Genomic DNA, 25,595 nt, shown 5'->3' with positions numbered 1-25,595 from the left:
GTTCTATATTATTAGGTTATTACTATTCTTCATTCTCAGAGGGGAACTCCATCAGGTAAGCCTTGATGAATCCGTCTATCTTGCCATCCATCACGCCATCGACATCGGATGTCTGATAGTTGGTGCGATGGTCTTTGACACGACGGTCATCGAACACATAACTGCGAATCTGGCTTCCCCACTCTATCTTCTTCTTGCCTGCCTCTATCTTCGCCTTCGCCTCAAGGCGCTTCTTCATGGCGCGGTCGTAGAGTTGACTTTTCAAGAGAAGCAGAGCCTTGGCACGGTTCTTAGGCTGGTCGCGCGTCTCGGTATTCTCGATGAGGATTTCCTCTTCCTCGCCTGTGTCGGGATCAGTATACCAATAACGCAGACGCACACCCGACTCCACCTTGTTGACATTCTGACCTCCGGCACCACTGGAGCGGAAGGTATCCCATGACAACTTGGCTGGGTCTACATATACCTCAATAGTCTCGTCGACCAACGGCGTAACGAAGACACTTGCGAAACTGGTCATACGCTTGCCCTGAGCATTGAAAGGCGACACACGCACCAGACGATGCACACCATTCTCGCTCTTCAGATAACCATAGGCGTACTCGTTGCCTTCTATCGTCATGGTAACGCTCTTGATACCTGCCTCATCGCCTTCCTGCATATCGGTAATGGTCACTTTGTAGCCATGAGCCTCAGCCCAGCGCATATACATACGCATCAGCATGGAAGCCCAATCCTGACTCTCGGTACCTCCGGCACCTGAGTTGATCTTCAGCACACAGTCCATCGGGTCTTCCTTCTGGCGCAGCATGTTCTTCAACTCCAAGTCCTCTATGGCCTTGATGGCCTTATCGTAGTCGGCGTCTACCTCTTCCTCGGTCACCATTTCGTCTTTGTAGAAGTCGAAAGCCAACTGCAGCTCGTCTGCATACTGGCGCACGGTCTTGTAGCCGTCTATCCACTTCTGTATACCCTTCACTTTCTTCATCTGTTCCTGGGCATACTTTGGGTCCTCCCAGAAATCGGGAGCCTGTGTGCGGAGTTGTTCTTCCTCGAACTCCACCTGTTTCTGGTCTATATTGAGATAGCGATGCAGGGCGTCAGCGCGCTCCATCACATCCTTCAATTGGTCAGCTGTTATCATTAATTTATTATAAATTATTGAAGTTATAGCAGTCAAATCCGTTACCGCTTCTTTCTTCAGTCTCAAAGGAGTTTTTAGCCAATAGCCTTATGCTGCATATTACTCCTCATACATTTTGTCAATCTCTGCCTGATAGTTCTTATTGATAATAGGGCGGCGGATCTTCAGCGTATTGGTCAACTCGCCCGACTCCATAGAGAAGTGATGAGGCAAGAGTGTGATACGCTTGATCTGCTCGTAATAGGCCAACTGTTGTTGCAAGGTGTTGATGCGCTCCTGCAGCATCTTCTTCACCTGTTCGTTGGCACAAAGATCCTCACGACTGCTAAAGGCGATATGATGCTCGCGTGCCCAGTCCTCAACAAGTCGGAACTCCGGCACGATGAGTGCAGACACAAACTTGCGCTGGTCAGCAATGACAGCCACCTGGTCGATAAACTTGTCAACAAGCAACAGCGACTCCACCTGCTGGGGAGCGATATACTTGCCATTAGATGTCTTGAACAAGTCCTTGATGCGCTCGGTGAGGAACAACTCGCCATCCTTCATATATCCGGCATCGCCAGTACGGAAGAAGCCCTCCTCATCGAACACCTTGGCATTGGTGGTGTCGCGATGATAATACCCCTTTGTAATGGTTGGACCCTTGAGCAATATCTCGTTGTCCTCGCCTATCTTGATCTGGATACTGGAGATAGGGCGACCAACAGAACCGATGGTAAACTTCTTGTCGAGATGCACGCACGATACCGTGGCAAGACTCTCGGTCAAGCCATAGCCTACGACCATGCCGATACCGACAGAGAGAATAAATTCCTCGACTTCCGGACTCACATAGGCACCTGCTGTGGGGAATATATTAGGATGTTCCAAGCCCAACTGCTTACGCACCATGCTCAGGATGGTCTTGTTGATAATCTTATATTCCAACTCGAGTGTCAAAGGAGGACGCTTGCCATTGGCCATATACTCTATATTGCGCTTGCGACCTACGGCAAGAGCATGATAGAAAAGTTTCTTCTGTACAGAACCAGCCTCATCCATCTTGGCCTTTACGGCAATATACACCTTCTCCCAGAAGCGGGGCACGCTGCACATACAGGTAGGATGTACCTGGCGCATGCTCTCCTGAATCTCGTGCGGATAAGTGTTGATAAACAACTGTGCTCCCTCGCTCAAACAGAGGTAAGCCCATCCACGCTCAAAGATATGGGTAAATGGCAGGAAATTGATGACACGGTCTTTCTCTGAAACAGGCACTACCTCGTCGTTGGCTCTCAGGGCAGCATCATACTGTCCATAGGTCAGCATGACTCCCTTGCTGTCACCGGTAGTACCACTGGTATAAAGGATGTTAGCCATATCATCCATGCTTGCCGACTGATACAAAGCCTCCACCTCTGTCTGTCGAGGCAGGTTCTCGCCCAACTTGATGAAATCCTTGAAGTAAAGGGCAGCCGGGTCGTGAGTACTGATGCGCACGCTGGAGTCGAAGATGATGATACGCTCCAACGAAGGACAGAGAGCAAAGACACGATGTGCCTTGTCGTACTGATCCTGCTCGCCTACAAAGAGGAAGCGCACCTGTCCGTCGTTAATCATATATTGTATCTGCTGCTCGCTGCTGGTAGCATAAAAGGGAATCGAACACACCTTGATGCCATAAGCACCAAAGTCGGTATAGAGATAATGCACGCAATTCTGGGAGAAAACAGCAATCTTGTCATGCGGCTTTGCACCGATGTTCAGCAAAGCATTGCTCACTTGTTTCACTCTCAGCGAAAACTGATTCCATGACACAGACTGCCACTTGTCGCTGCCAAACTTCTTGAACGTAAGTGCAGTTTTATCGCCGTATTTATTGGCCAAATCGTGAATCAGTACCGAAAGATGACTTTTGACTTGCATAAGCATAATGTTTAATTATTGGATGCAAAGATAATAGAAAACATTAAGAAAACAAAATAAATCGGAATTTTATTTTGTCCTTATCCCGTTTTAGCTTAACTTTGCATCACAAATAAGACTAAGAGAGACAGATATGATGACACAAGAGGAATATGTAAGAGACGCCATCGGGTTGCTCAGCCAGCTGATTGCTACCCCTTCGACAAGTCGCAACGAGAAGGATGCCGCCGACATCATGGAAAAAGCCCTTCGCAACTATGGTTTCACGCCACATCGTGAAGCCAACAATGTATGGGTGATTGACCCACACTTCGACGAGCAGAAGCCCACTTTGCTACTCAATGCCCATATAGACACCGTGAAGCCTGTCGATTCATGGAGGCGCGATTCCTTTGCTCCTACAATAGAGGGCGACACGCTTTATGGTCTGGGCAGCAACGACTGTGGAGGCGGTCTGTGCTCACTACTGCAGACATTCCGGATGCTGACAGAGAAAACACAGAACTACAACCTTATCTATTTAGCATCGGCCGAAGAGGAAGTATCGGGCAAAGATGGTATCAGCCGTGCTCTACCGCTATTGCCTAAGATAGACCTCGCCATCGTGGGCGAACCTACGGGCATGAACCCTGCCGTGGCAGAGAAGGGACTGATGGTATTAGACGTGATAGCGCACGGAAAAAGCGGACATGCAGCCCGAAACGAAGGCGTGAATGCCATCTACGAGGCATTGGACGACATGCGCTGGATTCGTGATTACAAGTTTGAGAAGGTGAGTCCTTTCTTAGGTCCTACCAAGATGACACTTACCGTAGTCAACGCAGGAACCCAGCACAATGTGATTCCCGACAAGTGTACGATGCTGGTAGATATCCGCACCAATGAATTTTATGACAACGAGGAGGTCTATCATTTTATCTGCCAGCACTTGAAGAGCGAAGTAAAGGCTCATAGTTTCCGTCTAAAATCATCCCGTATTGATCCTGAGCATCCTCTTATTAAGAAATGTGTAGCCATGGGAATGAAGCCTTTCGGTAGTCCTACCCTTAGCGACCAGGCTCTGATGCCATTTCCTTCCTTCAAGTTGGGACCAGGAGAGTCCTCCCGCTCGCATTCCGCAGATGAGTTTATCAGAATAAGCGAAATAGCTGATGCTATTGCCAAATACAAAGAGCTCTTAGATGGCGCTGCCATCTAAGAGCTCTGCTCGATTCATCTATATTATATGTTTACCTGCAGAATTACTTCACTACCTGTTCAGTAGAGGCATTCTTGCCATTAATAGGAGTACCGGCAGTACCATCGTTGATAAAGAACTTAGCATTGAGGTATGCTGTAGGAATCTGAACCTTATACCAACCAGTCTTACCATTATGAGAAGCAGATGCATCGTAAGTCATCTTGACTCCTGGCCATGCAGCAGAAGAGGTGGTGCCATTATAGAAGTAGCAATAAACATTCTCCCAGTTGGAAGCATTATCGAAGTAAACATACTCTGGATCAACGGTCTCATCTTCATGTACCTTGGTCACAGTAGTGCTGTATGCTCCGTCAACATAGTAGCCGTGGTTGACAAAGTCCACGTTATCAGTTAACTTATTTCCATTACCATCCAAGAAAATGATATGAGTAGGAGCACTTGTCTCGGTGCCATCATAAGTCCACTTGAAGACATTCTTTCCAGAAACACTCTTACCTACAAGAGGCAACTTTTTATTGATAGCATCATTCCAATCACCAGCATACTTAATTACAGGACTAACCTTGTTATTCCATACATATACGGCTGCTGCCGCATTGGATGTCTCCAAGAAACAGGAGATTTCGTCAGCCTTGCCCAAGGCTGGAACGTAAGCCTTCACCTTCTTGTAAGTTACCGAACCTGTTTCTGTCTTACCAGCCTTGTCGGTTGCACCCCAAGTGATGGTAACATTCTTACCATAGGCAACATCAGCACCTACAGTAAACTGCTTGGCTGCAGTAAAAGTCTGCTTAGCACCACCATTCACCTGAATCCAGGCAGAAACAGCATTCAAAGGAGTAGCTGTCACGGTGAGCGTTTCATCAGAGAAGGCTGTACCGTCAGCAGGATTGAAAATCACCTCAGGAGTCAGCACGATAGGACCAGCATTATAGATGACAGCAATACCTGACTCGCCAACATGACCAGAGATTGTAGAAGCATTGACGGTGAAAGCACCACCGCCTACCATATCCTTATAAGTACCAGACTTGAGCCACTTGCCGTCGCCAGCACCATTGGCTACAGTCACGTCACGGTCAGAACCACTTCCCAATACGATAATAGCGCCACTCTTACGAACCTGAGCACAAACGCCATTACCTTTTACATAATAGTTAGGCTCGCCGGCACAAACATTGTGCATGTGGTTTACCTGAGCCACTTCGGCATCTTTGAAGTGAACACTTCCCTTATCGCCAAATTTGATATCATTCTTTGCCTTCTGAGCAGGACGGGAGAAATAAAGAGCGGTAGCTCCATTGTTACCTGCAACAACAGCATACGCACGGTCGATAACATTCTGGCTCTTTTCCTTTGATTCGCCACCATCGTTGGCATAAGTATCATGGCTTTCACCCCAATAAACCAACTTTTCTGTCTTTGCATTTCTCCGATTGAAATTGCCAACAGATTCGTTGATAGAACCACCGGCAAAAGAATTGGCAAATCCATTACCATAACCATTATCAGTAATGCTCATGTAGGTCTGATACTCAGGGAAAAGGACATTATCATCACCACCAGTACTGTCAAGGATCTCACCATAGTTGTACATCTCCGGATCCACCACATTCTGCATAAAAGAGTCACCCTCAGAAGGCAAACCAATGTGCTTGATAGCATCCCAACGTACACCATCCACACCACAGGCCTTCAAATCCTGGATGTATTGTTTGATGATGGCTTGCACAGTAGGATTGTTGGTATCGAGGTCCCACATACCAATCATGCCAAATGTCACCTGATGACGGTCGTGCCAGTTACCCACGCCAAATCGTTCATGATAAAGACTCTCGTCCTTCAAGCGTTCAGCCACGTTAGGATGGTCGGTATGGTTGGCAACAACATCCACAATCACCTTAACACCATACTCATGAGCCTTAGCACAGAGGGCCTTCAGGTCTGCTTCAGAACCAAGTCCATTACCTATCTTAAAGTCGTATGGACGATAAACATCATACCAAACGGATCCTTTACCTGCTCTCTCATGAACAGGAGATGTCTGAACGGCAGTAAAGCCTGCCTTGGCGATATTAGGAATTTCTTCCTGGATATCTGCCAACGTCCAGTCGAAACAATGAAGGATGACACCATCCTGAATATTGTCTTTAAGACCGTATTTGTTGTCTGCAAAGATGTTGGATGCCATGCTGAACAGCATCACCAACATCAGGAGACCATAATTGATTGTCTTTTTCATAATCTGCTATTATTTTCTGATGATTACTTTCTTACCATTGTGAATATAGAGACCTGGCTGAGCAGGCTTGCCGATACGCATACCTGTCAAGGTGTACCAAGCATTGTCCTCTGCCTTCTGCACCTCCTGAAGAACGGTGTTTTCGATAGAGGAAGCCTGTCCGTTTACGTAAACCGTCTCGCCTGTGAGAACAGAGCCATTCTGTCCGTTGTTGATTACGAAATAGCCTGTGACAAAAGCAGCAGGGACTTCTACTGTATAATAGCCCTTCTTGCCATTGTACTCAGTCTCGTTGTCAAGACTCATCTTCAATCCAGGCCATTCCTGAGCCGCCTTTGTACCGTCGTAGATATAGCAATATACATCTGCGAGGTTGGCTGTGGAATTATCGAAGAAGACCATTACCTTGCCTTCAGGGCCAGGGGTAATCGTCTTTTCATATTTACCTTCTACGTAATAACCATGATTCTTGAATTCCTGATCACCGCCATTCAGTTTCTGCTCACCATCATGAGTAAAAATCACACCTGTAGGAATTTCAGTACCAGCTGTATATGTCCATTTAAAGACATTCTTGCCACCTTTAGTTCCCACCAGGGTCATGGCATCTCCAGGCCAAGCAGCAGTAGTAAACTGTTTTACCTTGTCATTCCAGGCCCAAATCTTGGCATTATCATAACTTGTCTCCAAGAACACGGAGATCTCATTTTCTGTAACTATTGGCGTATAATCATCGGCGGTAACAGCAGCGAGAGCATTTCCCGGAGCCATCATCATGCCGAAAAGCATTGCCAAAGTACAAAGCATCGTAGAAATTTTTTGCATAAAATAATATGTTAAGTTGATAAGTTATTAGTTCAAACGTTGGCAAAAATAGAAATAAGTTTTGATAGACCACTAAGTTTATCAGGAAAAAAATGCTTATTCCATGAGCAATCGTTTGCACGGTTTCAAGGAAATCCACCATTTATTGATGCAATACAAAAAAAGAGGTAGTGCTCACTTGGGCAAGTAAGTACTACCTCTCCTTCAAAGAATATTTTAATCTAACTTTCGCATGTACGGAAGTTAGAGAAGTTTACATTAACGGGCAAGCCATGCCTCGGGATTGAGTTTGGCTGTTTCCTTGCGCAACTGGAACTGCAGGATATTGTCGGCACCCACAGCACCTAAAGCCTGACGGGTACTTACCTTCTGGCCCTTGTGAACACTCACCGACTTGAGGTTACAATATACAGAGATATAGGCACCATGGCGAACAAGGACATTCCACATGCCTCCATAACCAAAGACAGCACTTACCTCACCATCGTAGATGCTACGAGCCACGCAACCGGGTTTGCCCAAAAGGTTGATACCCTTATTGTCGAGGGTAACGCCGGAAAGACCCTGTACATTGTATTGTCCGAAATGACTCACTATCTTGTAAGTTCCTGTGATAGGCATAGGAAGGCGACCACGGTTGGCCTCAAAACCTCCACTCAGCATACGGTCTACCGTACTGAGAGTAGCAGCATCATTGGCTTCCCGGCGGGCGCTTGCCAACTCTTTGCGATTACGTGCCTCATCAGTTTTTGCCTTCAACTCTGCAGCTCGTCTGTCGGCCTCAGCCTCACGAGCAGCCTGTTCAGCTCTGGCCTGTCGGTTGGCTTGTTCAGCAGCCTCACGGGCAGCCTTCTCTGCACGGGCACGTGCCTTATCCTGAGCTCTGGCCTTAGCACTATTTTCGGCTTGCAGACGAGCTTCCTCCTGGGCCTTACGAGCCAACTCCTGAGCCTTACGATTCTCTTCTGCAGCACGCTGACGAGCCAACTCGGCCTCACGTTCCTTGCGCCGTGCCTCCTCTATACGGCGGGCATTCTCACGCGCCTCAGCCTCGGCCTGGGCCTTTCGACGAGCCAGTTCCTCACGCCTACGCTGTGCTGCCGCCTGAGCTTCAGCCTTACGCTTAGCCTCAGCTGCCGCACGGGCACGCGCTTTCTCTACCTCAATGGCTATCAGACGGTCAATCTGCGCATTGATAGCAGCATCCTTCTTGCGCTGATCAGCAATAACAGCCTGAATGGTTTTCTGTTGCTTCTGCAATCCCTGCACCACTTGCTGTTGCTCGGTCTGCTTGCCTTCAAGCGCAGTTTTCTCTTGCTGACCTTTATATAAAAGGTTGTTCTTATGTCCCTTCACCACCTGCAGTTGCTTGTGCTTCTCGGTCACCTGCTTCTGCTTGGCCTTTACCGCCTCGCCCTGTGCCTTCTGATAGGCAGAATACTGACGTATGAACGACAGGCGGCGATACATCTGCGTAAGGTTCTTGGCGCTGAAGATAAACATGAGCTTGTCTTGCACAGAGTGATGACGGGTCATATAGCGCATAGAACGGATGTACTTGTTCTTTCGGTCCTGCAACTGCTGTTCAAGGGTTTTGAGCTGAGTATTGAGCAAGCCGATATTGCCATCGATGTGGTGGATATCCTGCTGTATACCATCGATGTTCTTCTGTCGCTGGTCGATTTCGCCATTAAGCACCATGAGGTCTTGCAGACGTTTCTTCACGTCAGCCTGATTGCGGCGGAGAGCTCTCTCCTGCTCCTTGATTTTCTTTTGTATGTTGGCACGCTGTCCCTGCAATCCTCGAATGGAAGCATTGCTATAGGCGGCTTTCTTCTCTGCCCGTGTGGGAGCCTTGGATTGGCGCCTTTTCACAGGCTTCTTTTTTGGGGTTTTCTTTTGGGTTCTTACCGTTCTTGCCGTTGTGGCAGTCTTCTTTCTTTGTGCAGTCTTCTGCGCATAAGGAGTCAAGACAAACGACAAGGCCAGAATAATCAATAATATACGTTTCATTTACAGACTCATTATTTTATTCAGCACGTCTTCTGCCGATACTTGCTCGTACTTGCTCGAAACTTCGGAACGCGACTCCCAGTTGCTGTCGGTCTTCACCTCGTTCATCTTGATAACGATGTTGATCTCCTTCTTCTGACGGGTTGCATTAGTGACAAGAGTCATATCCAACAAGGCTGGGAACATCTTGACACCTACGGCGCGGAAGTTGTCATAACGAATATGCACTCCCGATGTGCCATGCTGCGAACTGACATACTTCACGTCGGCTTTGTCTATACGACCTGTGGCACGCTGGGAAGTCCAGGCATACGTCATGTTGCCATTCTTCAAGGTGACTGGCACTTCGTTTCCCTCTACAGCCAAATCGGCATCAAACTTCTTCAGATCAGACTCCTTCACCTGCTTGGCTCCAGGCAAGAGAAGCTGATTCCAGAACAGCGCCTGCAACGAATAGAAGTTGATGCCCTGCTTCTGCAGGAAGTCTACATGATTATAGTCGGCCTTGATATACTGTTTGTGATAACGGTCGATGATGAGCACATAATCGGGGGTAAACTCCAGACGGCCAATCTCGAAGCCCAGAATGGGAGCATACAACTGTAGACGTATCACATCGTCCTTACGCATTCGAAGCGCACCATCTACCGAAATTTTCTTCTCTCCCATGCGGATGGTGAAGTTTATGCTGCCCGTAATGTTCTTGGCGTACACCTGATTGTCGGACACCTTCTGTACAAAAGCCAGTTTCTGCATGCGTTCGGTCTCTACACTTTTCACCTCCTGATGTGGCAAGTTCTTGTTGCTCACGCCATCAGAGATAATTTGTTTCTTGGTGCCACACGATGCCAGCAACATCAAGGGCAGACAGAATGCTGCCAGTTTCATTATTTTGTTTTTTTCCATTTTCGCTTATATTTAATGATTTCACTTTCTGTCATATATTTCCTGCACTCGATTTTCACCTTCAGAGCATCAGGGTCCTGGCTGCCTTTCTGTGCCTGCTTCCAGTAGGCCACAGCCTGGTCGGTAAGTCCGTTCATGGCATAAATGTCGCCTGCATGCTCAATAACGGTACTGTTGTCGGCCGTTGAATCACTATACGCCAAGGTTTGGTCGATATAGGTTTTGGCCTCGGCATAACGTTCCTCCATAAAGAGAATCCACGCATAAGTATCAAGATAGGTGGAGTTCTTGGGCTCTGCCTTGATGGTCTTGTAGCTCATCAACTCTGCCTTCTGCAGGTTCTTGCCCGTCTGACTGATGTAGTAAGCATAATTGTTGAGTCCAGGAACATTGTCGGGTTTCCAATGCAGACAGGAATCGTAAGCGGCAAAAGCTTCTGCCTGACGGTTCTTGCCATGAAGGATGTCGCCCATGATCATATAAAGGTCGGACACCAAATCGGGAGAGCTCTTGCTGTTGATCTGTCCCACTCCGCGGCGGAACTCTTCGAGCGTGGCATCTTCCTCATGCTTCATATAGTGCGCCATACCGCCAAAGTAATAGAATACCATCTCTTCCGGATTGTAGTCATGGGCAGCATTAGACAGGCGGATAACCTCGTCGTAGTCTTTCTTTTCCCATAGATTCTGAATGAGTTGGATGCGCGACTCACTACGGTCGGGAGCTATCTCGAGCACCTTGCGGTAAGCGGCATTGACCGTATCCATCGGCATTTTCTTAATATTCATATAGGCAGCACGGAACTCAGCGATGTCTGCCGAGGGCTTGGGCTGAGCCAGCATTCTGTCGAAAAGAGCGATGACTTGGGTTGAATCGGCACCATGGCTCTCGTTATCCTGTATGAACGAGCGAATCATCATCAACTTGGTATCCAGGTCGGTCTTCTTGCCCAACAGAATGCGGTCGAGCATGGCGTGAGCCTGTTCTTTCTGGTCGGTGGCATTATAATAGTCGTAGAGCGACATCTGGGCATACGAGTTGTCAGGCTCTTCTTCGAGCACATGGGTAAACAACTTATAGGCCTCTTTTCGGCGCTGGTGTTCCATAAGCCAGTTGCCCAACATGGTTTTATAAATCATATCAAGCGGATGCGCCTCGGTCAGCGACTTGAGTTCCTTGTAGGCTGACTTGGAATCGTTCATCAACTCGTAGATGTGCATCTTCTCAAGCGTGAACTTCTCGTTCTCGCCCTCTTCTGTCTCCAAGCGGTTGAGGGTTTTCAGCATCTGTGGATATTCTTTCTGCTGCTGATAAAGGCGCAACAGCATATAGAGCGCATCGGTATTGTCGTGATTCTGAGCGAAGATGCCTTCATAAGCTTCGATAGCCTTGTCGTACTGCTGGTTGGCAACATAATACTGTGCCATCCGCTCGCGAAAGGTAAGATTGGATGGAGCCAAGGTGATGGCACGCGCCAGACAGTCTTGAGCCAAGGAGTCTTGCTTCATCTGCTGATAGTACATCGACTGATAGAAATACACCTCAGCAGCACGTGGATTGATCTTGCGGGCATGCTCAAAAAGCTCGAATGCATCGCCGTAACGACCCAAAGCCTGAAGACGGGCCGCCTCCTGAAAGAAGTAGTCGTAACGCTTGCGGTCATTGCCCTTCAAACCATCGGCAGCCTGCACGGGCATAGCTGTCAGGAATGCTATAAAGCTTATGAAGCCCAAGAATACTTGTCTCAAAATATTGATTCTATTCACAACAGATTAATTGAATGTATCTATATTTATTTTACACCTGTATGACCATAGCCACCAGCACCTCTCTCAGTTTCATCGAGCGTCTCTACTTCGATGAATTCAGCATTTTCGTGCTTGGCAATCACCATTTGGGCAATACGCTCACCATCATTGATGACAAAATCGGTCTGCGAGAAGTTGATGAGCAGAACCATGATCTCGCCTCGATAATCGGCATCAATAGTGCCGGGGGTATTAAGAACAGTAATGCCATGTTTCAATGCCAACCCACTGCGAGGACGTATCTGTGCCTCGAAGCCTGCAGGCAAAGCCATGAAAAGACCTGTAGGTACAAGCCGGCGTTCCATGGGGTGAAGCACGATAGATTCGTCGATATTGGCACGCAGGTCCATACCTGCGCTCTGGGGTGTGGCATAAGCTGGCAACGGCTGATGCCCACGGTTGATAATTTGTACTTTCATCATGTTCATTCTTTTAAGATGCAAAAATAATGTTTTTCGGGCACATTTAGGCATTTTCATGACGAAAATGATAGATTTTATAAAAAATAAATGCTTTTTTATTTTGTATTGTGTCAGGATTGCTGTATTTTTGCGATATGGAATGGATTAAACTCATATCTAACAAGCGTTTCGGACAGGAGCATAAGCATGCCGAGCGCCACGACGACCGGTCGGAGTTCAAACGCGACTACGACAGGCTCATCTTCTCGTCGGCTTTCAGACGACTGCAAAACAAGACTCAGGTTTTCCCCTTGCCTGGTTCTATCTTTGTACACAACCGACTGACCCACAGTCTGGAAGTATCGAGTGTAGGAATGTCGTTGGGCAACGACATCTCGAAACGTATCATAGAAAAGCGCCCTGAACTGAAGGATACTCTCTTTGAGGAAATAGGAACTATCGTGAGCGCAGCCTGCCTGGCACACGACTTGGGCAATCCTCCTTTCGGCCATTCTGGAGAGAAAGCCATACAAACTTTCTTCAGCGAGGGAGCAGGAAAAGCAGTAAAAGAGCTGGTTTCACCGGAGTTTTGGCAAGATATTACTCACTTCGAAGGCAACGCCAATGCCTTCCGCATACTGACCCACCAATTCAAGGGAAGACGCAAAGGCGGCTTCGTCATGACCTACTCCATGCTGGCTTCTATCGTAAAATATCCATTCGCCAGCCAGTTGGCTGGAAGTCATGGCAAGTTCGGTTTCTTCACCTTGGAAAAGGACTCGTACCAGAAAGTGGCCGATGAATTGGGCATTTTTTGCAAGTCAAAACCTGGTGAGCCTCTAAGATACGCCCGTCATCCGTTAGTATATATGGTAGAGGCTGCCGACGACATCTGCTACGAAATCATGGACATCGAAGACTCCCACAAACTCAAGATCCTGTCTTACGAAGAGACGGAGAGACTGCTGTTGGGATTCTTCGACAAGGAAACCCAAAATAAGATTAAGGAGCGAATCAAGGAAGAAGGCGTGACCGACGAGAACGAAAAGGTGGTCTACATGAGAGCCAGCGCCATCGGCCGACTGGAGAACGAATGTGTAACGGCCTTCCTGGAGCATGAGAAGGAGATTTTGGCAGGAACATTCGAGGGAAGCCTCATCGACCATATCGCCGAACAACAGCGAAATGCCTACAAAGAATGCGAGAAGACTTCGTTTGCAAAGATTTACCACAGCAAGCCTGTACTCGACATCGAACTGTCAGGTTACAAGATTATGGCTACACTTATGGAGGTGTTTGTCAATGCAGCTATCACGCCCGAACGTTTCGACTCTCAACAACTGTTGCGACGGGTAAGCAGTCAGTACGACATCAACAACGAGAATATAGAGGAGCGAATCATGGCTGTCATCGACTATATCAGCGGAATGACCGACATTTACGCCCTCGACATCTATCAGAAGATAAACGGTATCAGCCTGCCTATCGTATAGGGCGTGAGGGAGAGAAACGGAAAACACGAACGCATATTTATACTGTATATTCATGCGATAATTGTCCGAAAAGCGCCACATAACTGGGAAAAAGAATCTGCCCAACTGGAAAAATATTTTTTCCCAACTGGGAAATTATTTTTTCGCAGTTAACCATAGCGCCCCGATGAATATATATACTAAAGCTTTTCAGCAGAATAAATAGAAAAAACAAGTACTTGCATTGTCCATCACAAGCAACTTCGTTTTATCAGCAGGTTAAAAATCGTAGACATTCATAAACAAGAATACTAAAAAAGCGCCTCGAATGAACGAAACGCTTCTTTAGTATCTTGTTTTACTTCTCCAACTTTCACTCCACTCGGAAGTTGAATGTCTTTTATAAAACGGATAAGGTTTACTTGTCTTCCTTTTCCTTATAAATAATATTGTTGGCGCCACTTGTTATCTTCAACGCCTCCGGATGCTCGGCTATGAAACTGTTGATATGGCGCACACGCTTTTCTTCCAAAATCTCGTCGACAGCAATCAGAATACCAGTTTCCTCCACATCACCAAAACCATAATTGATGGCTGTTCCGAAAAGCTTCATCGTAGGACTGAGATTCATATAAGCATTCACCAAAGGGGGAATGTTGTAGCCCAACTCACGTACCTCACGATTGAGAATGCGATAGTCTGCACGGAAGTCATCTTCGGTAAAGAGCGCCTTCAGCTCACTCTCTGGAGTCTCTATTTTCAATGGTTTCATCGGGATAACAAGATTCTCCTTATCATCGAAATGCTTCTTGAGGAAATAGAGAATCATGTCGCGACCACGGCGAATGTAAGACGGATACATCGTCATCTTGCCAAAGAAATATTTCAGCTCGGGATAGAGCACGGTAAGAGCTCCCAGACCATCCCACAGGTTGTCGAGCGCAAAGATGCTCTTGCTGTTCATGCGCACATTCTGATATTCCAATGAGACAAAGGAACGTCCCAACTCCACGGTATAAGGCATGTACTCCTTAAGGAACTTGTCTGAGAAATGGAACATATGACTCGTAGCCAATATAGGCTGTCCTTTAGCATCGAGTTTCCAGTCTTTACCCAAGAGATAACGATAACCGCCAATAATCTCGTCGGCCTCAGGATTCCACACAATGAGCTGCTTATAACAATTATCTCCAAAGTCGAACTCGTCCAAATCCATTGACTTGCCCGAGCCGCCTCCTGCTGTACGGAATGCGATTTCACGAAGACGGCCTATCTCCTTCAGCACATTGGGAGAGTCGTTGGCTGTCACGATATAGATTTCGTTATGACTCTTGTTTGTCATACGAAGCTGCTTGTCGGGAGTGAGTTCACTCTTCAACAAGTCCCTGTCTATTGGCTGGATTATATCTTCTTCCATAATCTATGATGTAACTTTCTATAATTCGTAAACTTTGTCTTTTACATATTGCGCCCATTCTGTGGGAGTCTTGCTCTTGTCGAAGGTCTGCCAGGGTATGGGCTTGCCAAAGGCGATACGGAAGTCCTTTCCCACGTTCCGGTACATCTCGTCGACCAAGAAAAGCATAGCTAAGTTGAAAGGCAAATACTTGTCGCTGAATCGGGCGATGCGATAGAAGCGCTCCGAGTTCTGTCCGCTGAAATGGATAGGCACCACATCGCGCTGATACTCCACACTCTTTGAGATAAATGTCTTTTTCCAGGGCAAGTCGCGAATACTGCCATCTGGCTGTTTGCGGCTGTTGAGACCTGCAGGGAACATCAGCATGTGATTGTCGCTCTGGAAGCCAGCCTCCACCATACGGGGGAAGTCACGGCTCTGGCGTCCCGTCTTGTTGATGCCTATACTGACGGGCTTGAGACCTGGCAGATTAAGAAGCAGGTCGTTCACAAGATACCGGAACTTTCCGTCATAATGGGTGCCAATGATGGAGCCAAGCGCCACACCGTCCTGTCCTCCCAACGGATGATTGGACACGAAGGTATAAAGCTTGCCATCGTTCTTGTCGGGCAGATTCTCCACTCCCTCCAATTGTATGTTCATCTTGAGATACTTCACGCACTCAGTAAGCCACTCGGTACCCTGAAGATGACGACTTTCCCACAAGAAGCGGTTCACTTCATCCTCGTGAACGGTCTTCTTGAGCCAGGACACAAGAAAAGAGGGCACAAACTTTGCCTTTGCTCCCATCTTGCTCTTCAAAATCCTGCTTATGTCAATCGTTTTCTCTATAGATTCGCTCATGTTTGCTGTAAAAACATCTAAAGTACGTGCAAAAATAACTCAACTTTTTTAAATACGTGCCATTTTTGATGAAAAAATGATAAAATACGATGTTTTTGATGAAAAAACAGTCGATTTATATAGCTTTTGGCTTTCATTTTTATGTCTGAAGCTCACTTTAAACATTCTGAAAGAACTCTCGCCAACTCTTGACACAAGACAAAAAGCGACCTCATTTTATTAAGTTTTATAAATTTTGCAAGAAAAAGTAAACGGATATGAGGATTTTTGTGTACCTTTGAACCCGAATTCTTATTTAAATAGGTACACATGCGATTAATCGACAACAATACATACCACGTGCCTGTGCTTCTCAAAGAAAGCGTAGACGGCCTGTCCATACATCCTGGAGGAGTGTATGTGGACGTTACTTTTGGAGGCGGAGGCCACTCTAAGGAGATACTCTCACGAATAGCCGACAACGGTCACCTGTACAGCTTCGACCAAGACGCCGACGCCGAACAGAACGTCATCCCCAATGAGCACTTCACCTTCGTATGCTCCAACTTCAGATACCTGAAGAACTGGATGCGCTACTATGGCGAGGAAGGTATTGACGGGTTGCTTGCCGACCTGGGTGTATCGAGCCATCATTTCGATGATGAGAGCAGAGGCTTCTCCTTCCGCTTCGACTCTCCGCTCGACATGAGAATGAACAAAAGAGCGGGCAAGACTGCTGCCGATATCGTAAACGAATACGAGGAGGAGGCACTTGCAGACATCTTCTACCTGTACGGCGAACTGCGCAACGCCCGGCGCATAGCTGCAGCTATCGTCAAAGCAAGAAGCAGCCAAAAGATAGAGACAACGACCGACTTCATACACGTAGTGGAGCCTTTCTTCAAGCGCGAGCGAGAGAAAAAAGACATGGCCAAACTGTTCCAGGCCCTGCGAATAGAGGTAAACCACGAGATGGATGCCCTGAAGGAAATGCTCAAGGCTGCGACAGAAATCCTGAAACCAGGCGGAAGACTGTCGGTCATCACTTACCACTCGCTGGAAGACCGAATCGTGAAAAACGTGATGAAGACGGGAAACCCAGAGGGAAAAGTTGTGCAGGACTTCTACGGAAGAATAGAATCTCCCTTCAGACTCATCAACAACAAGGTCATCATCCCCGACCAGGAGGAGCAAGAGAGAAACCCAAGAAGCCGAAGTGCCAAACTTAGAATTGCAGAAAAGAGATGAAAGAAAAAGAAATAAAGGAAGACCAGGAAGCGAAGGCCGACAGCAAGACTGCCGAGACACCCGCTCCTCAAGAGCTGGGCAAGAAGGCAAAAGAGGCAAAAGAAACGAAAGCCTCACAAAAGCCCCAAGACTCGCAAGACTCAGACGATCCAAAGGAGCCGGCTGAGGGAGAGGAACACGAGGAGTCGCTCAAGGAAGCCATCGCCAAACAAGCCATAGAAGACGAGGCGCCCCTATCGTCGAGCTTCACCCTGAGAAAGATTTTGGGCGGCGACATTCTGACGGCACAAGTGATACGCCGGCAGATATGGCTCATCGTGTTAGTGGTGTTCTTTATCATCATATACATATCCAACAGATACAGCATACAACAGGACATGATAGAGATAGACCAACTGCAGGAGGAACTGCAGAACGCCAAATACAAAGCCCTGTCGAGCAGCAGCCAGATAACAGAAAGAAGCCGAGAGAGCAACGTGCTGAAAATGCTGCAGAACAACAAAGACAGCGTCCTGCACATTGCCACTCAGCCACCATACATCATAAACGTACCGGAGAATGAGTAAATTTGACAATAAGAGAGTGATGCCACGATACAGCGCCATAGCCATCGTCATGACGGTCTTTGCACTCTGCATCGTAGGAAAATCCATATACATAGCAACGGCCAAGCGCGACTACTGGATGAAGGTGGCACAGCGACAGAAGAAAGATTCTGTAACCGTGAAGCCTACCCGAGGAAACATCCTTAGTTGCGACGGACAGTTGATGGCCAGTTCGCTGCCTGAATATAAGCTCTTCATGGACTTCAAGGCACTCAAAGAAGCTGGCAACGACTCACTGTGGGACGTCAAGGAAGATTCCATCTGTATGGGGCTGAGTAAGATTTTCCCCGAACTGACATTCACCGAATTCAAGCGACACATAGACGAGGGAAGAAAGAAACAAAGCCGACACTGGTCTTTATATCCACGCCGCATCAACTACAACACGTTCACCGAGGTGAAAGCCCTGCCGGTATTCAACCTGGGAAAGAACAGCAGCGGTTTCCATTGGGAAGAATACAACGCCCGTACACGTGGATTCGGAGGACTGGCTGGCAGAACCATCGGAGCCTTGTTTGGTGCCAAGGATACTGCCCGCTTCGGACTGGAACTCTCATACGACTCCATCCTGAGAGGAACCAACGGAATCGTGCAGCGCAAGAAAGTGCTTAACAAATACCTGAACATTACCGACACGCCACCTATAGACGGAGCCGACATCGTGACCACCATCAACGTGAGCATGCAAGACCTGGCAGAACGCTCATTAGAGCAGGAGTTGAAGGAAATAAACGGAAATGTGGGCGTAGCCATCGTCATGGAAGTGCATACGGGAGATGTGAAAGCCATCGTCAACCTGGAGAAGTGTGATGACGGCGAATATCGGGAAGTAAGGAACCATGCCGTCAGCGACTTGCTGGAGCCAGGCTCTGTATTCAAGCCAGCCTCGCTGCTTGTAGCCTTGGACGACGGAGTGGTTGACACCCTGTGCCGAGTGGAGACAGGAAACGGCGTATGGAACATGTATGGTCGAGACATGAAAGACCATAACTGGAGAAAGGGAGGCTACGGAATGCTTACCTTTGCGAAGACCCTGTGGTACAGCTCCAATATCGGAGTAAGCCGAATCATAGACGACCATTACCACAAACATCCAGAGAAGTTTGTGCAGGGAATAGACCGTCTCGGACTGAGAGACAATCTGAGAATACCATTGGTGGGCTCTACACCTGCCATCATCCGTATGCCTCGCAAGAACAGCCGTGGGCAATACGTCAACTGGAGCAAGACTGCCCTGCCATGGATGAGTATAGGATACGAGACACAGGTTCCGCCCATCAGCACGCTGACATTCTACAACGCAGTAGCCAACAACGGAAAGATGGTTCGTCCGCGCTTCGTCACCAAAGTGGTGAAGAACGGAGAAACCCTCAAAGAGTTCCCAGTAGAAGTCATGCGACCACAGATAGCCAAAGAAAAAAGCATCAAAGAACTGCAGACCATCTTGGAGCAAGTGGTAAGTGTGGGATTGGGACGTAAGGCAGGCTCACCCAATTTCAAGGTGGCAGGCAAGACGGGTACAGCCCAGATATCTAAAGGTGCGGGAGGATACAAGAACGGAGGAACAAACTACCTCGTCAGTTTCGCAGGCTATTTCCCTGCCGATGCTCCTCAATACAGCTGCATCGTCTGCATTCAGAAATCGGGACTCCCAGCTTCGGGCGGCACGATGAGTGGAAAGGTCTTTCATGAAATTTCAGAAGGCATCATGGCACAGAGTCTGAAACTCGATGTGAAAGATGCCCGCGACTCAGCCTCAGTCTTCTTGCCAGACGTAAAGTCGGGCAACATACTGGCTGCCGACTATGTGCTGAAGCATCTCGGAATAAACACCGCCACCAATTGGTCGGGCAGTTATGCGACAGGCAATCCTATATGGGGAAAGGCCGAGAAGGAAGGAAAGAAGAAAGTACTGCTCATCAAGGAGAAGCAATACAGCAAGAATGCCGTACCCGATGTATCGGGCATGGGAGCAAGAGACGCTATCTTCATGATGGAAAGCCGAGGCATAAAGACCAGAATTTACGGTCGTGGAAAAGTAGTAAAACAAAGTCTTGTACCAGGAACGAGAATCAAGAAAGGACAAGTCTGCGAACTCACACTCGACCTATAATATATAATAATGTATAGAAACATCAAAGAAACAGAATATGAAACTACAAGATTTACTCAAGAACATTCAGCCTGTGGAAATAGCAGGCGATGTGGAGACCGAGGTTACAGGAGTGAACATTGACTCTCGAAAAATCAAAGATAGCCATTTGTTCGTTGCCATGAAGGGAACGCAAGTAGATGGTCACAAGTTTATACCCAAAGCCATCGAACTTGGCGCCAAATCCATTCTGTGCGAAGACATGCCTGAGGAGAAGGTGGAAGGCGTCACCTACGTGAAAGTAGAATCTACAGAGGACGCAGTGGGAAAAGTTGCCACCCTGTTCTATGGCGATCCATCCAAGAAACTGAAGCTGGTGGGTGTGACTGGAACAAACGGAAAGACCACCATCGCCACCTTATTATATAATATGTTCCGCAAGTTCGGACATAAGTGCGGCTTGCTGTCTACCGTCTGCAACTATATCGAGGACGAAGCTATTCCTGCCGACCACACCACTCCCGACCCAATCGAGCTCAACCTCCTGCTGAGCAAGATGGTAGAAGCAGGATGCGAGTATGCCTTTATGGAATGCTCTTCGCACGCCATAGCACAAAAGCGTATCGGCGGTCTGACATTCACAGGCGGCATCTTCACCAACCTCACACGCGACCATCTCGACTATCACAAGACTTTCGAGAACTATCGCAATGCCAAGAAGGCCTTCTTCGACGGTCTGCCAAAGTCGGCCTTTGCCATTACCAATGCCGATGACAAGAACGGCATGATCATGGTACAGAACACAAAAGCCACCATCAAGACGTACTCTACACGGAGCATGGCCGATTTCAAGGCAAGAATCCTGGAATGCCACTTCGGAGGCATGTACTTAGATGTGGACGGCAGAGAAGTAGGCGTGCAGTTTATCGGTAAATTCAACGTAAGCAATCTGCTGGCAGTATATGGCACAGCCATCATGCTGGGCAAAAATCCAGAAGATGTGCTTGTAGTACTGAGCACACTGCACAGCGTGAACGGACGTCTCGAACCCATCCAGTCACCAGAAGGCTACACAGCCATCGTTGACTATGCTCATACTCCCGATGCTCTCGAGAATGTGCTCAATGCCATACATGAGGTGCTCAACGGAAAGGGAGAAGTCATCACCGTATGTGGTGCAGGCGGAAACCGCGACAAGGGCAAGCGACCACTCATGGCACAAGAAGCCGTCAAACAAAGCGACAAGGTGATTATCACCAGCGACAATCCCCGTTTCGAGGAGCCACAGGACATCATCAACGACATGTTGGCTGGTCTGAACGAACAGCAGATGAAGAAAGTCATCAGCATCGTAGACCGCAAAGAGGCCATCCGCACAGCATGCATGATGGCAAAGAAGGGCGATGTGATTCTGGTGGCAGGCAAAGGCCACGAGGACTACCAGGAAATCAAGGGCGTGAAACACCACTTCGACGACAAGGAAGTGATTCGCGGCATCTTCGGTATTAACAAGAAATAATAAAAGAAGAAAATGTTATACTATCTCTTTAGATTTTTAGAGCAATGGGGCATTTCCGGCTCCCACATGTGGGGTTACATCTCTTTCCGTGCCCTCCTGGCTCTCATTCTTTCGTTGATTATCTCTGCTTGGTTTGGCGAGAAGTTCATCAAATACCTCAAAAGCAAGCAGATAACTGAAACTCAGCGCGATGCCAGCATCGACCCATTTGGTGTCAAGAAGATAGGAGTTCCATCCATGGGTGGTGTCATCATCATCATGGCAATACTCATACCGGTACTGCTGTTGGGACGTTTACGCAACATCTATCTGATACTGATGCTCATCACCACCGTATGGCTGGGATTCCTGGGAGGTATGGACGATTTCATCAAGATCTTCAAGCGCGACAAGGAAGGACTGAAAGGAAAATACAAGATAGTGGGACAGCTCGGCATCGGACTTATCGTTGGCTTGGTGCTGTGGGCCTCACCTGATGTCAAGATGAACGAGAACTTAGCCATCGAGCGTCAGGGACAGGAGATGGTCGTCAAGCACAGGGCAGAGTCTACCAAGTCGCTGAAGACCACCATACCATTTATCAAGGGGCACAACCTTGACTACTCACGCATCATGGGATTCTGCGGCAAATACAAGACAGCAGCAGGATGGATTCTCTTCGTCCTGATGACTATCTTTGTCGTGACCGCTGTATCCAACGGAGCCAACCTGAATGACGGTATGGACGGAATGTGTGCAGGCAACTCTGCCATCATAGGTGTGGCATTGGGCATACTGGCCTATGTGTCTTCCCACATCCAATATGCCGCCTACCTCAACATCATGTACATACCTGGCTCCGAGGAGCTCGTAGTATTCTTCTGCGCCTTCATTGGAGCATTGATTGGCTTTCTGTGGTACAATGCCTATCCTGCACAAGTATTCATGGGCGATACAGGCTCGCTGACCATTGGCGGCATTATTGCCGTGGGAGCCATCATCATCCACAAAGAGCTCATGCTGCCTATTCTCTGTGGCATCTTCTTCGTAGAAAGCCTCAGCGTCATCGTACAGGTATACTACTATAAATTAGGCAAGCGTAAAGGTATCAAGCAGCGCATCTTCAAGAGAACGCCTATCCACGACAACTTCAGAACACAGGACAGCCAGCTCGACCCTGAGTGTAAGTATCTCATCAAGAAGCCACATGGTGCCATCCACGAATCAAAGATAACAATCCGTTTCTGGATTATCACCATCATTCTTGCTGCCTTAACAATTATAACATTGAAGATAAGATAAAAAATATGAGTAGAATTGTAATTTTAGGTGCTGGCGAAAGCGGAGCAGGAGCTGCCGTACTTGCCAAGAAAGAAGGTTTTGATGTATTTGTATCCGACATGTCAAAAATCAAGGACAAATACAAAAAGCTGCTTGATGACCACCAGATAGAATGGGAAGAAGGCCACCATACAGAAGAGAAAATACTGAATGCCAACGAAATCATCAAGAGCCCGGGTATTCCTAAAGAGGCTCCCATGATTCAGAAACTGATGGCGCAGGGCACACCTATCATCAGCGAGATAGAGTTTGCCGCAAGATATACTGACGCCAAGATGGTGTGCATCACTGGCAGCAATGGCAAGACCACAACCACATCACTCATATACCACATCTTCAAGGCGGCGGGCATGGATGCAGGTCTGGCAGGAAACATCGGAAACAGCCTTGCCCTCCAGGTTGCAGAGGAGCCACACAAGTACTACATCATCGAGCTGAGCAGTTTCCAGCTTGACAATATGTACAAGTTCCGCGCCAACATAGCCATCCTTCTCAACATCACACCCGACCACCTGGACCGTTACGACTTCTGCATGCAAAACTATGTGGACGCCAAGATGCGTATCACACAAAATCAGACAGAAGAAGACAGTTTCATCTATTGGAACGACGATTCCATCGTGAAGAAAGAGATAGAGAAATACAATCTGAAGTCAAGAATCTGTCCGTTTGCTGAGAACAAGGAGGAAGGATGTGTAGGATACATAGAGGACGGACTCTACAAACTCGACTACCCTACTCCTTTCGCCATGCCAGAAGCTGAGCTGAGCCTTACAGGCAAACACAATATCTACAACAGCCTGGCAGCAGGACTTGCCTGCCATATTGCAGGAATTGACGAGGCTACGATCCGCAAGAGCCTGGGCGACTTTCCTGGCGTGGAACACCGCCTGGAAAAAGTATGCAAGGTGAACGGCGTACAATACATCAACGACTCAAAGGCTACCAACGTAGACGCCTGCTGGTATGCACTCGAAAGCATGAAGACACCTACCATCCTGATCTTGGGAGGAAAGGACAAGGGCAACGACTACAGCCACATCACAGAACTGGTAAAGCAAAAGTGTGTAGGACTGGTATATTTGGGAGCCGACAACAAGAAGTTGCACGACAACTTCGACAGTCTTGGCATTCCTGTTTGTGATACTCACAGCATGAAAGACTGTATCGCAGCTTGCCACAAGATGGCAAAAGAAGGCGACACTGTTCTGCTGAGTCCATGTTGTGCAAGCTTCGACCTGTTCAAAAACATGGAAGACAGAGGCGAACAGTTCAAGACACTTGCCCGACAACTGTAAAAAACAGAAAGACTAAAGACAAAGAGGAAGACAAAAAAGAGAAATGAGCAACAAAATAGGTAACATATTCAAGGGAGACAAAGTCATCTGGATGGTGTTTTTCTTCCTCTGTATGATCAGCATCATTGAGGTTTACTCAGCCTCAAGTACGCTGTCGTACAAGAGCGGAAACTTCATGGGGCCAGTCATCAAGCACATGGCTATCCTGGTTGGCGGTGTCTTCGTCATGATTTGCATGCTGAAGGTCAAGTGCAAGTATTTCAAAATCGTGACTCCTTTCATGATTTTTATCTCTATAGTCTTACTTCTGTGGGTACTGTTGGCTGGACAGTCTACCAATGGCGCATCCAGATGGATCAGCCTCGTGGGCATCCAGTTTCAGCCTTCCGAGATAGCCAAGGGAACACTCGTACTTGCAGTAGCACAGATTCTAAGTGCCATGCAGAACGAGAACGGAGCTGACAAGCGGGCATTCAAATACATCCTGACAATCAGCGCCGTTATGATTTTCCCCATCATGCTCGAGAATATGTCTACAGCCATGCTCTTGTGTATCACCATTTTCTTCATGATGATCATAGGAAGAGTGCCTGGTAAACTGCTCGGAAAGCTTGCTGGTATTGTACTGCTCACCATCGTCTTCGCCATCTCGATGGTCATGCTGTTGGGGCATGACGAAGAGAAGTTGGCAAAGACAAACGACACCTTTACCGAACAGGTAGCGACAGAACAACCTGAGAAGAAGAATACCGTACAGAAGATGTTCCACCGTATGGATACATGGAAAGCCCGTATCGACCACTTCCTCGACACAAAGCCTGTGTCGCCAGAGGAGGTAGACCTTGACAAGGATGCTCAGGTGGCTCATGCCAATATTGCCATTGCCTCATCCAACGTCATGGGCAAAGGTCCGGGAAACTCTGTAGAACGCGACTTCCTGTCGCAGGCCTTCTCCGACTTCATCTATGCCATCATCATTGAGGAGATGGGGGTGCCGGGAGGACTCTTTGTCGCATTCCTATATATCATCCTGCTCTTCAGAACAGGAAGAATAGCCAACCGGTGTGAGAACAATTTCCCGGCATTTCTTGCCATGGGACTTGCCATTCTTCTCGTCACACAGGCCCTTTTCAACATGGCAGTAGCCGTAGGACTCGCTCCTGTTACCGGACAGCCACTTCCTCTTATCAGCCGAGGTGGAACATCATCCATCATCAACTGCATGTATGTGGGTATTATCCTAAGCATCAGCAGAACAGCCAAGAAGAAAGAAGGAGCAGATGACAGGCAGACTGACCCAAAATTGGCTACAGCATAAAAAAGAACAACATTTTAAATAAAAAATGCCATA

At 47.7% G+C, this 25,595-nt stretch carries 19 protein-coding genes; 9 read left to right on the top strand and 10 right to left on the bottom strand.

Going from position 1 to position 25,595, the window contains the following annotated elements; translation table 11 throughout:
- Positions 1–22: 22 nt before the first annotated feature.
- Both prfB and P3T48_RS01890 read right to left on the bottom strand, forming a co-directional pair.
- On the bottom strand, positions 23–1,144 hold the full coding sequence (prfB, locus tag P3T48_RS01895; RefSeq protein WP_276505411.1) for a peptide chain release factor 2: 1,122 nt from the start codon (positions 1,142–1,144) through the stop codon (positions 23–25).
- Positions 1,145–1,243: 99 nt separating this feature from the next.
- Positions 1,244–3,052 carry an AMP-dependent synthetase/ligase gene (locus tag P3T48_RS01890; RefSeq protein WP_276505410.1) on the bottom strand — a complete coding sequence of 603 codons (1,809 nt, stop codon included), beginning with the start codon at positions 3,050–3,052 and terminating at the stop codon, positions 1,244–1,246.
- A 133-nt stretch (positions 3,053–3,185) separates the two neighbouring features.
- Here P3T48_RS01890 and P3T48_RS01885 point away from each other — a divergent pair, with 133 nt between their 5' ends.
- Positions 3,186–4,250 (top strand): M20 family metallo-hydrolase, encoded by a 1,065-nt coding sequence (locus P3T48_RS01885; RefSeq protein WP_276505409.1) that lies wholly within the window; start codon positions 3,186–3,188, stop codon positions 4,248–4,250.
- A 43-nt stretch (positions 4,251–4,293) separates the two neighbouring features.
- Here P3T48_RS01885 and P3T48_RS01880 read toward each other — a convergent pair whose 3' ends face one another.
- The 6 genes from P3T48_RS01880 to dut all read right to left on the bottom strand — a co-directional run bounded on the left by P3T48_RS01880 (position 4,294) and on the right by dut (position 12,469).
- Positions 4,294–6,495: an alpha-amylase family glycosyl hydrolase gene (locus P3T48_RS01880; protein ID WP_276505408.1), complete on the bottom strand. Its 2,202-nt coding sequence runs from the start codon at positions 6,493–6,495 to the stop codon at positions 4,294–4,296.
- A 9-nt stretch (positions 6,496–6,504) separates the two neighbouring features.
- Positions 6,505–7,320 (bottom strand): starch-binding protein, encoded by an 816-nt coding sequence (locus P3T48_RS01875; protein ID WP_276505407.1) that lies wholly within the window; start codon positions 7,318–7,320, stop codon positions 6,505–6,507.
- Between the two features lie 258 nt (positions 7,321–7,578).
- Positions 7,579–9,333, bottom strand: a complete 1,755-nt coding sequence (locus P3T48_RS01870; RefSeq protein ID WP_276505406.1) for a peptidoglycan DD-metalloendopeptidase family protein — start codon at positions 9,331–9,333, stop codon at positions 7,579–7,581.
- Positions 9,334–10,239 (bottom strand): lipoprotein insertase outer membrane protein LolB1, encoded by a 906-nt coding sequence (gene lolB1 / locus P3T48_RS01865; RefSeq protein WP_276505405.1) that lies wholly within the window; start codon positions 10,237–10,239, stop codon positions 9,334–9,336.
- Positions 10,221–11,987, bottom strand: a complete 1,767-nt coding sequence (locus P3T48_RS01860; RefSeq protein WP_276505404.1) for a tetratricopeptide repeat protein — start codon at positions 11,985–11,987, stop codon at positions 10,221–10,223. Before P3T48_RS01860 ends, lolB1 begins: the two co-directional genes overlap by 19 nt.
- A gap of 44 nt (positions 11,988–12,031) precedes the next feature.
- Entirely contained in the window at positions 12,032–12,469 is a 438-nt protein-coding gene (gene dut, locus P3T48_RS01855; protein WP_158463764.1) for a dUTP diphosphatase, read from the bottom strand.
- Between the two features lie 134 nt (positions 12,470–12,603).
- Here dut and P3T48_RS01850 point away from each other — a divergent pair, with 134 nt between their 5' ends.
- Positions 12,604–13,941: a deoxyguanosinetriphosphate triphosphohydrolase gene (locus P3T48_RS01850; RefSeq protein ID WP_022252086.1), complete on the top strand. Its 1,338-nt coding sequence runs from the start codon at positions 12,604–12,606 to the stop codon at positions 13,939–13,941.
- Positions 13,942–14,338: 397 nt separating this feature from the next.
- Here P3T48_RS01850 and glsB read toward each other — a convergent pair whose 3' ends face one another.
- On the bottom strand, positions 14,339–15,337 hold the full coding sequence (glsB, locus tag P3T48_RS01845; RefSeq protein ID WP_276505403.1) for a glycine N(alpha)-acyltransferase GlsB: 999 nt from the start codon (positions 15,335–15,337) through the stop codon (positions 14,339–14,341).
- A gap of 18 nt (positions 15,338–15,355) precedes the next feature.
- Entirely contained in the window at positions 15,356–16,183 is an 828-nt protein-coding gene (gene glsA / locus P3T48_RS01840) for a lyso-glycine lipid O-acyltransferase GlsA (RefSeq protein ID WP_158463766.1), read from the bottom strand.
- Positions 16,184–16,492: 309 nt separating this feature from the next.
- Here glsA and rsmH point away from each other — a divergent pair, with 309 nt between their 5' ends.
- From rsmH to P3T48_RS01805, 7 genes are all read left to right on the top strand, one after another.
- Complete coding sequence (gene rsmH / locus P3T48_RS01835; protein WP_158463767.1) at positions 16,493–17,410, top strand: 16S rRNA (cytosine(1402)-N(4))-methyltransferase RsmH; 918 nt, start codon at positions 16,493–16,495, stop codon at positions 17,408–17,410.
- Positions 17,411–17,610: 200 nt separating this feature from the next.
- Entirely contained in the window at positions 17,611–17,976 is a 366-nt protein-coding gene (locus P3T48_RS14310) for an FtsL-like putative cell division protein (RefSeq protein WP_217757158.1), read from the top strand.
- On the top strand, positions 17,969–20,128 hold the full coding sequence (locus tag P3T48_RS01825) for a PASTA domain-containing penicillin-binding protein (protein WP_276505401.1): 2,160 nt from the start codon (positions 17,969–17,971) through the stop codon (positions 20,126–20,128). Before P3T48_RS14310 ends, P3T48_RS01825 begins: the two co-directional genes overlap by 8 nt.
- A 37-nt stretch (positions 20,129–20,165) precedes the next feature.
- Positions 20,166–21,626 carry a UDP-N-acetylmuramoyl-L-alanyl-D-glutamate--2,6-diaminopimelate ligase gene (locus P3T48_RS01820; RefSeq protein ID WP_276505400.1) on the top strand — a complete coding sequence of 487 codons (1,461 nt, stop codon included), beginning with the start codon at positions 20,166–20,168 and terminating at the stop codon, positions 21,624–21,626.
- 12 nt (positions 21,627–21,638) lie between these two features.
- Positions 21,639–22,907 carry a phospho-N-acetylmuramoyl-pentapeptide-transferase gene (locus tag P3T48_RS01815; protein ID WP_276505399.1) on the top strand — a complete coding sequence of 423 codons (1,269 nt, stop codon included), beginning with the start codon at positions 21,639–21,641 and terminating at the stop codon, positions 22,905–22,907.
- Positions 22,908–22,912: 5 nt separating this feature from the next.
- A complete protein-coding gene (murD, locus tag P3T48_RS01810; RefSeq protein ID WP_276505398.1) occupies positions 22,913–24,244 on the top strand; it encodes a UDP-N-acetylmuramoyl-L-alanine--D-glutamate ligase in 1,332 nt (443 codons plus the stop codon).
- 43 nt (positions 24,245–24,287) lie between these two features.
- Entirely contained in the window at positions 24,288–25,562 is a 1,275-nt protein-coding gene (locus tag P3T48_RS01805) for an FtsW/RodA/SpoVE family cell cycle protein (RefSeq protein ID WP_158463772.1), read from the top strand.
- Positions 25,563–25,595: the final 33 nt, after the last annotated feature.

Source organism: Segatella intestinalis (assembly GCF_029348455.1).
GTDB lineage: Bacteria > Bacteroidota > Bacteroidia > Bacteroidales > Bacteroidaceae > Prevotella.
The sequence above is the reverse complement of the archived record's forward strand: the minus strand, read 5'-3'. Positions and strand labels throughout refer to the sequence as shown.

What these genes read in the sequence shown, in the direction of transcription:
- P3T48_RS01885 (WP_276505409.1), top strand. Translation starts at nt 3,186, where the DNA reads ATGATGACACAAGAGGAATATGTAAGAGACGCCATCGGGTTGCTCAGC.
- dut (WP_158463764.1), bottom strand. Translation starts at nt 12,469, where the DNA reads ATGATGAAAGTACAAATTATCAACCGTGGGCATCAGCCGTTGCCAGCT.
- P3T48_RS01815 (WP_276505399.1), top strand. Translation starts at nt 21,639, where the DNA reads ATGTTATACTATCTCTTTAGATTTTTAGAGCAATGGGGCATTTCCGGC.
- glsA (WP_158463766.1), bottom strand. Translation starts at nt 16,183, where the DNA reads ATGAGCGAATCTATAGAGAAAACGATTGACATAAGCAGGATTTTGAAG.
- glsB (WP_276505403.1), bottom strand. Translation starts at nt 15,337, where the DNA reads ATGGAAGAAGATATAATCCAGCCAATAGACAGGGACTTGTTGAAGAGT.
- P3T48_RS01870 (WP_276505406.1), bottom strand. Translation starts at nt 9,333, where the DNA reads ATGAAACGTATATTATTGATTATTCTGGCCTTGTCGTTTGTCTTGACT.
- prfB (WP_276505411.1), bottom strand. Translation starts at nt 1,144, where the DNA reads ATGATAACAGCTGACCAATTGAAGGATGTGATGGAGCGCGCTGACGCC.
- murD (WP_276505398.1), top strand. Translation starts at nt 22,913, where the DNA reads ATGAGTAGAATTGTAATTTTAGGTGCTGGCGAAAGCGGAGCAGGAGCT.
- P3T48_RS01825 (WP_276505401.1), top strand. Translation starts at nt 17,969, where the DNA reads ATGAGTAAATTTGACAATAAGAGAGTGATGCCACGATACAGCGCCATA.
- P3T48_RS01875 (WP_276505407.1), bottom strand. Translation starts at nt 7,320, where the DNA reads ATGCAAAAAATTTCTACGATGCTTTGTACTTTGGCAATGCTTTTCGGC.
- P3T48_RS01805 (WP_158463772.1), top strand. Translation starts at nt 24,288, where the DNA reads ATGAGCAACAAAATAGGTAACATATTCAAGGGAGACAAAGTCATCTGG.
- P3T48_RS01890 (WP_276505410.1), bottom strand. Translation starts at nt 3,052, where the DNA reads ATGCAAGTCAAAAGTCATCTTTCGGTACTGATTCACGATTTGGCCAAT.
- P3T48_RS01820 (WP_276505400.1), top strand. Translation starts at nt 20,166, where the DNA reads ATGAAACTACAAGATTTACTCAAGAACATTCAGCCTGTGGAAATAGCA.
- lolB1 (WP_276505405.1), bottom strand. Translation starts at nt 10,239, where the DNA reads ATGGAAAAAAACAAAATAATGAAACTGGCAGCATTCTGTCTGCCCTTG.
- P3T48_RS01880 (WP_276505408.1), bottom strand. Translation starts at nt 6,495, where the DNA reads ATGAAAAAGACAATCAATTATGGTCTCCTGATGTTGGTGATGCTGTTC.
- P3T48_RS01850 (WP_022252086.1), top strand. Translation starts at nt 12,604, where the DNA reads ATGGAATGGATTAAACTCATATCTAACAAGCGTTTCGGACAGGAGCAT.
- rsmH (WP_158463767.1), top strand. Translation starts at nt 16,493, where the DNA reads ATGCGATTAATCGACAACAATACATACCACGTGCCTGTGCTTCTCAAA.